11 protein-coding genes are annotated in these 12,952 nt (G+C 23.4%); 7 read left to right on the top strand and 4 right to left on the bottom strand.

Annotated features, from left to right (window positions below; all coding sequences use genetic code 11):
* Positions 1–16 precede the first annotated feature (16 nt).
* Both glyQ and glyS read left to right on the top strand, forming a co-directional pair.
* The gene (glyQ, locus tag JIC14_RS01235; protein ID WP_201329643.1) at positions 17–925 is read left to right on the top strand and encodes a glycine--tRNA ligase subunit alpha; all 909 of its coding nucleotides are present in this window, start codon (positions 17–19) and stop codon (positions 923–925) included.
* 55 nt (positions 926–980) lie between these two features.
* On the top strand, positions 981–3,101 hold the full coding sequence (gene glyS / locus JIC14_RS01230; protein WP_201329642.1) for a glycine--tRNA ligase subunit beta: 2,121 nt from the start codon (positions 981–983) through the stop codon (positions 3,099–3,101).
* A gap of 28 nt (positions 3,102–3,129) precedes the next feature.
* Here the strand turns inward: glyS and hflC are convergent, their stop codons facing one another.
* From hflC to JIC14_RS01215, 3 genes are read right to left on the bottom strand one after another with little or no spacing between them, the layout of a single operon-like run.
* A complete protein-coding gene (gene hflC / locus JIC14_RS01225) occupies positions 3,130–3,999 on the bottom strand; it encodes a protease modulator HflC (protein WP_201329641.1) in 870 nt (289 codons plus the stop codon).
* Positions 4,000–4,011: 12 nt separating this feature from the next.
* Positions 4,012–5,043, bottom strand: a complete 1,032-nt coding sequence (gene hflK / locus JIC14_RS01220; RefSeq protein ID WP_201329640.1) for an FtsH protease activity modulator HflK — start codon at positions 5,041–5,043, stop codon at positions 4,012–4,014.
* Positions 5,044–5,089: 46 nt separating this feature from the next.
* Positions 5,090–5,635, bottom strand: a complete 546-nt coding sequence (locus tag JIC14_RS01215) for a peroxiredoxin (RefSeq protein ID WP_201329639.1) — start codon at positions 5,633–5,635, stop codon at positions 5,090–5,092.
* A 146-nt stretch (positions 5,636–5,781) separates the two neighbouring features.
* On the opposite strand from JIC14_RS01215, the gene lipB reads away from it, so the two are divergent.
* From lipB to holA, 4 genes are all read left to right on the top strand, one after another.
* A complete protein-coding gene (gene lipB, locus JIC14_RS01210) occupies positions 5,782–6,450 on the top strand; it encodes a lipoyl(octanoyl) transferase LipB (protein WP_201329638.1) in 669 nt (222 codons plus the stop codon).
* Positions 6,451–6,559: 109 nt separating this feature from the next.
* On the top strand, positions 6,560–7,441 hold the full coding sequence (lipA, locus tag JIC14_RS01205; RefSeq protein WP_201329637.1) for a lipoyl synthase: 882 nt from the start codon (positions 6,560–6,562) through the stop codon (positions 7,439–7,441).
* 76 nt (positions 7,442–7,517) lie between these two features.
* Positions 7,518–10,205, top strand: a complete 2,688-nt coding sequence (gene leuS / locus JIC14_RS01200) for a leucine--tRNA ligase (RefSeq protein ID WP_201329636.1) — start codon at positions 7,518–7,520, stop codon at positions 10,203–10,205.
* A 30-nt stretch (positions 10,206–10,235) separates the two neighbouring features.
* Complete coding sequence (holA, locus tag JIC14_RS01195) at positions 10,236–11,258, top strand: DNA polymerase III subunit delta (protein WP_201329635.1); 1,023 nt, start codon at positions 10,236–10,238, stop codon at positions 11,256–11,258.
* Between the two features lie 31 nt (positions 11,259–11,289).
* Here the strand turns inward: holA and ftsY are convergent, their stop codons facing one another.
* Positions 11,290–12,189 carry a signal recognition particle-docking protein FtsY gene (gene ftsY, locus JIC14_RS01190; protein WP_201329634.1) on the bottom strand — a complete coding sequence of 300 codons (900 nt, stop codon included), beginning with the start codon at positions 12,187–12,189 and terminating at the stop codon, positions 11,290–11,292.
* A gap of 179 nt (positions 12,190–12,368) precedes the next feature.
* Between ftsY and grpE the strand changes: the two genes are divergently transcribed.
* On the top strand, positions 12,369–12,923 hold the full coding sequence (grpE, locus tag JIC14_RS01185) for a nucleotide exchange factor GrpE (protein ID WP_201329633.1): 555 nt from the start codon (positions 12,369–12,371) through the stop codon (positions 12,921–12,923).
* The last annotated feature ends 29 nt before the right edge of the window (positions 12,924–12,952 follow it).

The raw sequence follows: 12,952 nt of genomic DNA, 5'->3' as shown, positions 1-12,952 counted from the left end.
ATTAAAATATGTAAAAATGTTAACATTTCAACAAATTATTTTAAATTTACAAAATTATTGGGCTTCTAATGGTTGCGCACTACTGCAACCATGTGATACCGAGGTTGGGGCTGGTACTTCACATACAGCAACTTTTTTAAGAGCCATTGGACCTGAACCATGGAATGTCTCTTACATACAACCATCTCGCCGCCCAAAAGATAGTCGTTATGGAAAAAATTCTAATCGCATTCAACATTACTATCAATATCAAGTAATACTGAAACCAGCGCCAGAAAATATAATTGATTTATACCTTAATTCTTTAATTTCTCTTGGATTAAATTTACAACAAAATGATATTCGTTTTGTTGAAGATAATTGGAAAAACCCTACTCTTGGAGCATGGGGGGTGGGTTGGGAAATTTGGTTAAATGGTATGGAAATTACTCAATTTACTTATTTTCAACAAATTGGTGGTCTTAATTGTCAACCTATTTTAGGTGAAATTACATATGGTATTGAGAGATTAGCGGTACATTTACAAGGAGTAAAAAATGTTTTTGATTTAATATGGGCAAAAAATATTAAAAATAATTATGGAAAAAAAAATACTCATTTAACTTATAATGATATTTTTTATCAAAATGAACTTGAACAATCATCTTATAATTTTGAATATTCAAATACTAATTTTTTATTATTAACGTTTAATAATTATGAATCCGAAACTAAAAGATTATTAAAACTTTTACTAATATTACCTTCGTATGAAATGCTACTAAAAGCAACGCATACTTTTAATTTATTAGATGCAAGGGGCATTATTTCTGTTACAGAACGAGCTTCTTATATAAAAAGAATACGTACTTTATCTTGTAAAATAGCAAAAATTTATTATAAAACACGTAAAAAACTTGGTTTTCCATTGTTAAATAAACAATAAATTTTTAATAAAATTAAAATTCTTATTTTTATAAAAATATTTTAAAAAAATAAATATGAATAAAATATTACTTGTCGAATTTTTAACAGAAGAATTACCATCAAAAATACTTAATAAAATTTCTAATGAATTTTCTAATATCCTTTATAAAATCTTAAAAAAAAATAATTTTTTAGAGAAAAATTCTTTTGCAATTCCTTACGCTACTCCAAGAAGATTAGCTGTTAGTATCACTAATGTATGTTCAATTTCTCATGACAAAATAATTCGAAAAAAAATTCTTCCAGTTTCATTAGCATTAAATAATATATCTAAAGCTCCAACCGTTTTATTAAAAAAAAAATTATCTAATTTATCTAAAATAATTGGAATAAAATTAATTAAATTAAATCAATTAGAAAAAAATATAGAAAAAAAAGTAGAATTTTTTTTTTATAATCATATTATAAAAGGAATTTTACTAAAAATATCTCTTCAAAAAATTTTAGAAGAAGTTATATCTAAATTACCAATACCTATAATAATGAATTATCAAAATTTTAATAATATAAATAATACTCAAAAAATATTTTGTTTTATAAGACCTGTACGTAAATTACTTATATTACATGGTGATAATATTATAAAAATAAACTTATTCGGACTTAATTCCAGTAATAAAACACTAGGTCATCGATTTTTATCAAAAAAAATTATTAAAATTAATTCTGCCGAACAATATTCAGATACCCTTAATAAAAAGGGTAAAGTTATTGCAAATTTTCAATATCGTAAAAAATATATTAGAAATTTATTGTTAAAAGCAGCTGGAAAATACAAAATATTGATGCCTGAAATATTGTTAGATGAAGTAACAGCCTTAGTGGAATGGCCAATTATTCATATGTGCAGATTCGATAAATCATTCTTAACTATACCAAAAGAATGTTTAATTTTAATAATGCAAAAATATCAAAAATATTTTGCATTAAAGGATTCTAATAATTTATGTTCTAAATTTTTAATAGTTTCTAATTTAGAAACAAATAATCCATATTTTATTATTAAAGGAAATGAGCAAGTACTTCATTCTCGTTTATTAGATGCTAATTTTTTTTATGAACAAGATAAAAAAAAAAAATTAATTGACAGAGTTCCTTTATTAAAAAATGTTATTTATCATAATAAATTAGGAAATCAATTTGAACGCACTTTACGTATTTGTAAAATATCAATAAAAATATCAAACTTACTTAATGAAAATTCAAAACTCGTAGAACGTGCCGCATTTTTATCAAAATCTGATCTATTAACTAGTATGGTTATAGAATTTCCAGAATTACAAGGAATTATCGGTGGTTATTATGCGTATAATGATGGAGAATCTATAGAGATAATAAAATCTATAAAAGAACATTATAAACCATGTTTTTCTGGTGACACTTTACCTAAAAATATTATATCCATAATATTGGCTTTATCTGATAAATTAGAAACATTAGTTGGAATCTGGGGAATTGGTTTAAAACCAACAGGTGATAAAGATCCATTTGCTCTGCGTCGTTGCACAATGGGTATATTACGTATATTAATTGAAAAAAATATTCCGTTATCAATTTTAGAATTATTAAATAATACAGTAAATATATTTAAAAAAAATATACATTTCAATAACCCAACTAAAGAATTACTAAAATTTATTTATGATAGATTATATACTTTATTAAATAAAAAAAAATATAAATTTAATGAAATTCAAGCAATAATAAAAAAAAAACCAGATATTATATCTAATATTAATGATAAAATTATTGCTATTCATTCATTTATTCTATTACCAGAATCTAAAAAAATACTTTCTATTAATAAACGTATACATAATATATTTAAAAACATAGATAGTTCTTTTTTAAAAAATAAAAAAATTCAATATGAATTATTTAAAAAAACAGAAGAAATAAATTTATATATAATTATTAAAAAAATTGAACCAAAAATAAATATTTTATATTCTAAAGGTGAATTTTTTAAAATATTAAAATTATTAATAAAATTATATGATAGTACAAATATATACTTTGAAAAAGTACAAATAATTACTCAAGATATATTATTAAAAACTAATCGTTTAATTTTAATAAAAAAACTATATAAATTATTAAATATAATAGCTGATCTTTCAAAATTAATTCAATAATAAAATATTATTTTTATAAAAACTAATATTATATTTTCTCAAAATATTTAAAAAACTCAGAATTTGGGTTTAAAAAAATAATATCAGAAGATTTATTAAAACATAATCTATATGATTTAAGGCTTTGATAAAATCTATAAAATTCTGGATTTTTATTAAAAAAATTTGCATAAATTCTAGAGGCTTTAGCGTCTCCTATTCCTCTAATTTTTTCAGAATCACGATATGCTTTAGCTAAAATTAAAGCACATTCTTTATCAGCATTAGTTCTTATTTTTTCATATTCCGTAAAACCTATAGATCGTAATTTATTTGTTATACGCATTCTCTCTGATTTCATGCGATCATGCACTGAATTATTGATTTTATTAATATAATCAATACGCTTTAAACGAATATCAATAATTTCTAATCCAATTTGTTTAGCCTCCTTTTTAACTTTAATTTGTAATGCATTCATTACTTTTCCACGCTCTTCAGAAATTATTTCACGAACCGTTCGTTTGGTAATTTCTTCATTTAATGCATATTTTACTATCTGTATCAGACGATCTTGTGTTCGTTCTTCATCCCCTCCTAAACTAATAAAATATAAACGAGGATCAAATATTCTCCATTTAACAAATGTATCAATTAAGATATTTTTTTTTTCTGATGTAATAAAACGATCTATATCATCAATATCAATTGTTAAAATACGTTTATCTAAATAAATAATATTTTGAAATGGAAAAGGTAATTTAAAATGCAAACCAGGTTCTTTTATAACTTTTTTAATTTCACCAAACGAAAATACAATTGCAAATTGTCTCTGATCTACTATAAAAAAAGTAAGAGTTAATAACCAAAAACTAATTATTACACCAATAATCAAAGAAATAAAAAAACGATTATTCATAATATTTTCTTTTTATTTAGATTGTAAATTTACTAATTTTTCAAAATTAATTTTAGAAGAAAAATTATTTTTAAAATCTAAATTTTTATTTGATTTTATTGTATTCGACTTATGAATATTATAAATATCTTTTTCCATTAATTTATCAATTGGTAAATAAATAATATTATTTTCAGAATGAGTATTCAACATAATTTTTGTTGTATTACTAAAAATATGCTGCATTGTATTAAGATACATACGATCCTTAGTAATTTCTGGAGATTTTTGATATTCATTTAATATTTGTTGAAAACGTGATGTTTCACCCTCTGCGTTTATTATTACGCGCAATTTATATGCTTCTGATTCTTGTATTAAACGATACGCCAAACTTTTTGCCCTAAGAATTATATCATTAGCATACATTTGTCCTTCATTTTTTAAGCGCTTACAATCTTGCCCTGCTTTTATTGTATCATCAAATATAGCCTGCACTTGCTCTGGTGGCTGAATACCTTGCATGGTTACATTAACAACTTGTACACCAGATTTATAATAATTTAAAATATTCTGCATTAATTTATTAACATCTAATGAAACTTTTTCCCTTCCCGCGTATAATAAATAATCCATTTTATTTTGGCCAACAATTTCACGAATTACAGTTTCAGCGACCTGTCGAATCATGTTTTCCTGATCAATATTATTAAACATCCAATCTGCTGCATTTTTCAATTTATATTGAACAGCAAATTGAATATCAATAATATTTTCATCATCTGTTAACATTAATGCCTCTTCTGGTCTTTTATTGTGAATATTGATTCGATATCCAATTTCAACGGTACGTAATTGAGATATATTTACTATTTCATAATTCTGAATCGGATAAGGCCATTTCCAATTAAAACCAGATATAGCTGAATAACTATATTTTCCAAAAGTTAAAACTACCGCAGTTTGACCTTCTTGAACAATAAAAAAACCAGTAGTAAAATATGCGCATAATAATATAAAAAAAATTATTACACTTATATAAATAAATGAACTAATAGATTTCATATAAATTATAAAAATATAAAAATTTTTTTAAAAAAATTATATTTATTTATAAAGTTTTACCATTTATAATGCGATTACAAGCACAAAGTTTACCAGTTTGTAAAGCATCTAAAATACGTAATGTTTCTATTGGATTACGACCAACATTTAAATTATTTACTGTAATATGTTGAATTATATTTTTAGGATCACAAATAAAAGTAGCACGTAATGCAACCCCAGTTTCATGACGAATTCCCAATTGATCAATTAAAGAACCAGTAGTATCTGAAAATTGCCAATGATTTAACTTATAAAGAGTTGAATTTTCACGACGCCATGCTAATTTAACAAATTCATTATCACTTGAACCGCCTAATAAAATAGTATTACGCTTTTTAAAATCTTTAACTAATTCATTATATGCGCTAATTTCTGTTGGACAAACAAAAGTAAAATCTTTTGGATAAAAATAAAAAATCTTCCATTTACCAGGAAAAGAAGATTCTGTAATAACCTCAAACGCTGAAACATTATTTTCCTCAGGTAAATTAAATCCTGGTTTTACTCCTATAATTCGATAAGAAGAGAGAGATTGACCAATAGTTTTCATAAGAAATCCATAAAAAATTAAAATTTTTGAAATATAATAGCATATTTTACATTAATACAACAGCTATTTTAAGTACTATATAAATAACCGCAAAAATATATTAAAATAATTTATATTTAAAAACAACTCTATAATTTATTTTTAATATGTTTTCTACTTCTATTTCTAATATTCATTCTGATTTACAAATAGTTCAACGTGGATTGGAACCATATTTAATTAGTTTTAATGCAATGTTATTATTTAATTCTCATCGTACAAATTATACAATAGATCAATTATGGTTAGTTGAGCATTTTCCAGTATATACATTAGGATTAAAATCTAATTTTTCGCATATTTTAATTTCAAAAAATTTAAATAATATTCCAATTATTCGATCAGATAGAGGCGGAGAGGTAACTTACCATGGACCAGGTCAAGCTATAATTTATTTATTAATTGATTTACGCAGAAAATATAGTAAAAATATAAAAATATATATAAAAAAATTAATAGAAAATATTGAAGAAGCTACAATTCTTACGTTATCACAATATAATATCAATTGTAAAAGAAAAAAAAACGCACCAGGAGTTTATATCGCTAACGGTCCTTTTTCAGGGGCAAAAATTGCTTCTATAGGATTAAAAATTTCTACCAAAGGATATGTTTATCATGGAGTATCTATTAATGTTTCAATGGATTTAGAGCCATTTAATAATATCAATCCTTGTGGCTATTCTGGATTAGTAATTGTTGATATGAAAAAATTAGGAATTAATACCACAACCTCAAAAATTCAACACTTATTTATTAAAAATTTTTTTATATAATTTTAAATAATTTTAGAATTTATTTATTATAAATTTTATTCAGAATAAATACCTCCTTACAGGATATAAAAAATATTTTTTAAATAATACTTCTTATTAATAATAAAAAATGAATTTAATAAAAGATAAAAATATAAAAATATTAAAAAAACCAAGTTGGATTAGAGTAAAAGCAATATCAAATATAAATCACTTTAATAAAACTAAAAATATTTTACGAACTAATAATTTAGTTACAGTTTGCGAAGAAGCGTCATGCCCAAACATTGGAGAATGTTTTGGAAGAGGTATAGCGACATTTATGATTATGGGTAATATATGCACTCGTCGTTGTAAATTTTGTAATATTTCTCATGGTCGACCAACTCCATTAAATGCTGAGGAGCCTCAAAAAATAGCTCATACTATTTATAAATTAAAATTAAATTACGTAGTAATTACTAGTGTTAATCGCGATGATTTACATGATGGTGGATCCTCTCATTTTGTTTCCTGTATAAAACATATACGAAAACTATCTCCAGAAATTAAAATAGAAATATTAATACCAGATTTTCGTAATAAAATAAATTACGCATTAAATATTTTTAAAAAATCATTGCCGGATGTAATAAACCATAATATAGAAACAATTCCTCGACTTTATAAAAAGGTTCGTCCTGGCTCAGATTATAAAAATTCATTAAATTTATTAAAAAATTTTAAAAAATTATATCCAAATATTTTAACAAAATCCGGTATTATGGTTGGACTCGGTGAAAATGATGAGGAAATTTTAACAGTAATACACGATATACGAAATCATAATATCGATATATTAACTATTGGTCAATATTTAATGCCAAGCCGCTTACATTTACCAGTACACAGATATTTACATCCAAAATTTTTTGAAAAATTTAAAAAAATAGCATATAAACTAGGATTTAAAAATGTTTTAGTTGGGTCAATGATCCGTAGTTCATATATGGCTGATAAACAATTTTTTTAAATTAAAACTTTTAAATTTCATGAATTTTTTCAAAAAAATTATTTAACTCATTTTAATTTAAAACATAAATATTACTATGCAAAAAAAATATAATCCTATTGAAATAGAAAAAACAACTCAATTTTATTGGAATAAAATTGATGCTTATCAAGCTATTGAAAATGATACACGATTTCCTAATGGAAAATTTTATACATGCTCAATGTTACCATATCCATCTGGAAAATTACATATGGGGCATGTGCGTAATTACACCATAAATGATGTAATGTATCGTTATATGAGAATGAATGGTTACAATGTATTAATGCCTATGGGATGGGATGCGTTTGGGATGCCAGCAGAAAATGCCGCAATTTCTAATAATATCTCTCCAGCTAAATGGACATATGATAATGTCTCTTATATGAAAAAGCAACTTTCTTCTCTTGGATTAGCAATTGATTGGTCTCGTGAAATAATTACCTGTTCACCAAAATATTATAAATGGAATCAATGGATATTTTTAAAAATGCTTAAAAAAGGTATTATTTATAAAAAAACCGGTATAGTAAATTGGGATCCAGTAGAAAAAACTGTTCTAGCTAACGAACAGGTTATTAATGGAAAAGGATGGAGATCTGGAGCAATTATAAAAAAAAAAAAAATACCAATGTATTACGCGAAAATCACTAATTATGCAGAAGAATTACTTGAATATATTAATAAAAAATTACCTTATTGGCCTAAAAAAGTTCGCTTAATGCAGGCTAATTGGATTGGTAAATCAAAAGGTATTTTTTTAGCTTTTCTGCATAATATAAAAGATCCTAAAAAAAATAATAAATTAATACAAAAAGGAAAATTATGGATTTTTACTACTCGTATTGATATAATTTATGGAATAACTTTTTGTATAATTTCTCCGGAACATCCTTTAGCTATATTTGCTGCACACAATAACATATTATTACAAAAATTTATTTCCGAATATAAAAATAATAATATTGATTCTAATGTATTAGAAAAAAAAAGTATATTAACCCAATTAAAAGTACTACATCCTTTCACTAATAAAAAAATTAAAGTTTTTGTTGTTAATTATATAATAGAAGAATCTTATGGAAAAGCAGCTATTGGTGTACCCGCACATAATAAACATGATTTTTATTTTGCAAAAAAACATTCTTTATCAATTAAACAAGTTATAAATATTAAAAATAAAATTTACTCAGATAAAATTTGGCAAGATTGGTATATTGATAAAAAAAACTGTTACTGTATTAATTCCAAAAAATATAATAATATGTCTCATAAGGAAGCTACTAATGCAATTAGTACTGATTTAATTAAACTTGGTCTAGGCAATAAAAAAAATATATATCGTTTGCGTGATTGGGCTATCTCTAGACAACGTTATTGGGGAACACCAATTCCAATAATTTATTGTAATAATTGTGGTTCAGTTCCAGTGCCAGAAAAAGATTTACCAGTAATTTTGCCGGAAACATGTACCCCTAATGGAAACAACAATTTACTTAAAGAAAATAAAAAATTTTTACATGTATTTTGCCCAAAATGTAATAAATTAGCATATCGCGAAACCGATACTATGGATACTTTTGTTGATTCTTCTTGGTATTATATGAGATATACATCCCCAAAACTAAAAAATTTCATGATTGATGATAATAAAATAAATTATTGGATGCCAGTAGATCAATATATTGGGGGAATTGAGCATGCTATATTACATTTATTATATGCTCGATTTTGGACTAAATTTATGTATAATCTTGGATTAATTAAATTTAATGAACCATTTATTAAATTATTGACGCAGGGAATGGTTTTAAATAAAACTTATTATAGGATAGAAAATTCATCTAACAAAAAAAAATGGTATAATCCAACTGATATTAAGATTACATTAGATAAAAAAAATAAACCAATACATGCGATTTTAAAATTAGATAAAAAACCAGTTATTATTGGTAATATAGAAAAAATGTCTAAATCTAAAAATAATGGTATTGATCCACAAATTCAAATAAATACCTATGGAGCAGACTCCACTCGTTTATTTACAATATTTAGCGCTCCCCCAGAACAAAATTTAGAATGGTCTAATATTGGAATCAAAGGCGCTAATCGTTTTTTAAATCGAGTATGGAATTTTTCATATATTTTAGCCCCAAGAATAATTAATATTATTAATCTTAATATTTTTCCAAATAATTTTTCAATTATTAAATTAAATGATAATCAAAAAATGTTTCGTAGAAATATTTATAAAATTTTACAAAAAATTAATAGGGATATGGAGAATATTCAATATAACACTGTTGTATCTGGATGTATGAAAATATTTAATATATTAGAATGCATAAATTCGAATACTAAGTATGATAATAATACAAATACCAATAACGATACTATACTATGTGAAGGTATGTCTATATTTTTAAGAACACTAAATCCAATTGCCCCGCATATTACCCATGTATTATGGAAAGAATTTAAATATTCAATACAACAAGGTGATATTTTAAATGCACGTTGGCCTCAAATTGATTCTCTTGCATTAAAAGAAGAAAAAGAAAAAATTAAATTAATTATTCAAATTAATGGTAAATTTCGCGGACATATTTTTTTAAAAAAAAAATACACTACTGATTTTGTTAAAAAAATTATATTAAAAGATAAGGCTATTCAAAAATATCTTATACATCCACCAAAAAAATTTTTTATAATTCCAGACAAATTAGTTAATATTATTATTTAATAATTTATTTTCATAAAATAGGACCACTAAATGTTATTAAAAAATATAGAATTATTAGATAAGTATCTTATAAATTCTAAAAATTTATCACTACTATATACAATATCAAGTAATGAATATCTTTTTTTACAAGAAGCCTCTGATAAAATTCGAAAACATATTAAACATCATGGTTTTCATGAAAGAAATATTTTAACAATTGATTACTTATTTCAGTGGGATAAATTATTAAAAATAAATCAAGAATTATCATTATTTTATAATAAAAAAATAATTGAATTGCGTATATCTAACATAAAAATTAGTAAAACAGGAGAATATATATTAGAAAAATATATTAATAATTTAAATCCTAATAATATAACAATTATAAATTTACCAAAATTAGACTTATTATCACAAAAAAAAACTTGGATACAATTATTAAAAAATAATTTTATATTCATAGAAATACCTACTGTAAAAACAATTGATTTACCAAAATGGATTCATTCTAGATTAATTTCTCAACAGCAAAATATTGACAAAAAAACATTAAATTTTATTACTGAACAAGTTGAAGGTAATCTATTAGCAGCAAATCAAGAAATAATAAAATTATTTTTTTTATATGGACCTGGAACCCTTACATTTCAACAAGTAAAAAACTCTGTATCAAAATCCGCAAAATATAATATATTTAGTATTAAAGAAAATATATTAAACGGAGATTTAATGCGCTTAATATTAATTCTTCAAGATTTAAAAAATGAAAATGAAATTTTTCCATTAATATTATGGGTTATTACGCAAGAAATCTGTATTTTACTTAAATTAAAAACCGCTATTGAGAATGGAAAATTTTTAAAAAATTTATTTGAAAAATACCATATTTATACAAAACATCAACCTTTAATAGAAATAGCATTAAAAAGATTATCTTTAGATATTTTAAAATATGCATTTTATGAAGCAGTACAAATCGATAAAGAACTAAAAGGAATATATCTTAAATCTTATTATAGAGATCCATGGATTTCATTAACAAAACTAATAATAATTTTATCAAATTAATATAATATTATAAATTTTTATTTAATTAATTTTAATTTAATAAAGCATTTACAAAATCTACTGCATTAAAAATTTGTAAATCTTCAATCTTTTCTCCAATACCTATAAAATATAAAGGTATAGAATATTTTTTTGCAATTGCAGCTAATATACCTCCTTTTGTAGTGCCATCTAATTTTGTAATTATTAAACCAGTAATATGTAAGATTTTAGAAAATTCTTTAATTTGAGATAATGTATTCTGACCTGTATTTCCATCAATTATTAAAAAAATTTCATATGGTAATTTAAATATTTTTTTTTCAATTACTTTTTTAATTTTTTTTAATTCTCTCATTAAATGAGATTGAGTTGATAAGCGCCCAGATGTATCTACTATAACGATATCAATATTTTTTTTTTGTGCTACATTTATTGCATTAAAAGCTATCGCAGCAGGATCAGTAATTTTTTTTTCAGTTATAACAGGAACATCATTATATTTTCCTAAAATTAATAATTGTTCATATGCAGCCGCACGAAAAGTGTCGCAAGCCGCTAATAATACAGATTTTTTACGTTTTTTAAAATAATTCGCTAATTTACCAATTGTAGTAGTCTTACCAACTCCATTTACTCCAACTATCATTATTACAAATGGTTTACTTTTTAAAATTAATGGTTTTTCTAATGACTTTAATAAGTTCACTAATAAATCGTGTAAAACATTTTTAATTTGCTCTGTACTAAATAATTTTTTTGAGTCTATAATTTTTTTTAATTTATTTAATAAAAATTGTGTAGTCTCAAAACCAACATCTGCTTTTAATAAATCTGATTCAAGTTCATTATATAAATTTTTGTCAATTTTTTTATTAACAATCAAAGATTTTAAATTAAAAGCAGTTTTAGATAAACTTTCCTTTAAACGTGTAATCCAGTTGACTTTCATTATTTTAATAAAATTTTATATTATAAAGTGTTATAAGAATAATATCTTATTTTATAAAATTTTTATAAAAAAGAATAATTTTTAAATATTTAAAATTTTAATTTTATAATACTTGAAATAAGTTAGAGCTACCTCAATACTAAATTTTAGTATTTATATGATTTAATTAGGGGCTTTAAATGCAAAATAATAAAAAAAAAAATAAAGAAACAATAGATATTTTTGAAAAAGTAAAAGATTCTAATTTAAAAAAAAAGACATCATTAAATAAAATAACCGAAGATGAGCTTAAAAAAAAATTAAATACCGCAGAAATGAAGGCCTCTTATATGCAAGATGCTTATCTTCGCGCCAAAGCTGAATCTGAAAATATTCGACGTAGATCTCAAGAAGATCTTGTACGCGCATATAAATTTTCTGTGGAAAATTTTGCCAAGGGGTTGCTGTCAGTAAAAGATAGTTTAGAAATGGCATTAAATATTGAAACCCCATCCATTGAATCTTTAAAAAAAGGCGTTGAAATAACACTAAAACAATTATCTTCTGTATTTGAAAAAAATAATTTATTAGAAATTAATCCTATAATTGGAGATAAACTTGATCCAATGAAGCATCAAGCCGTATCAACAATTCCAGCAGAGCAAGAACCAAATACTATTGTAATAGTTTTGCAAAAAGGATATTTAATTTCTGAACGATTATTACGTCCAGCTCTTGTTACTGTTGCGCAATAAATAATTTTAAATTAAATATTAAAAGGAAG

The sequence above is a fragment of the Candidatus Profftella armatura (Diaphorina cf. continua) genome, from assembly GCF_016593155.1.
Classification (GTDB): Bacteria; Pseudomonadota; Gammaproteobacteria; order Burkholderiales; family Burkholderiaceae; genus Profftella; species Profftella armatura_A.
This window is presented reverse-complemented; position numbering and strand designations above follow the sequence as displayed.

Coding starts and splice junctions, on each gene's coding strand:
- holA (WP_201329635.1), top strand. CDS start 10,236: ATGTTATTAAAAAATATAGAATTATTAGATAAGTATCTTATAAATTCT.
- lipA (WP_201329637.1), top strand. CDS start 6,560: ATGAATTTAATAAAAGATAAAAATATAAAAATATTAAAAAAACCAAGT.
- glyS (WP_201329642.1), top strand. CDS start 981: ATGAATAAAATATTACTTGTCGAATTTTTAACAGAAGAATTACCATCA.
- JIC14_RS01215 (WP_201329639.1), bottom strand. CDS start 5,635: ATGAAAACTATTGGTCAATCTCTCTCTTCTTATCGAATTATAGGAGTA.
- hflC (WP_201329641.1), bottom strand. CDS start 3,999: ATGAATAATCGTTTTTTTATTTCTTTGATTATTGGTGTAATAATTAGT.
- lipB (WP_201329638.1), top strand. CDS start 5,782: ATGTTTTCTACTTCTATTTCTAATATTCATTCTGATTTACAAATAGTT.
- ftsY (WP_201329634.1), bottom strand. CDS start 12,189: ATGAAAGTCAACTGGATTACACGTTTAAAGGAAAGTTTATCTAAAACT.
- leuS (WP_201329636.1), top strand. CDS start 7,518: ATGCAAAAAAAATATAATCCTATTGAAATAGAAAAAACAACTCAATTT.
- hflK (WP_201329640.1), bottom strand. CDS start 5,043: ATGAAATCTATTAGTTCATTTATTTATATAAGTGTAATAATTTTTTTT.
- glyQ (WP_201329643.1), top strand. CDS start 17: ATGTTAACATTTCAACAAATTATTTTAAATTTACAAAATTATTGGGCT.
- grpE (WP_201329633.1), top strand. CDS start 12,369: ATGCAAAATAATAAAAAAAAAAATAAAGAAACAATAGATATTTTTGAA.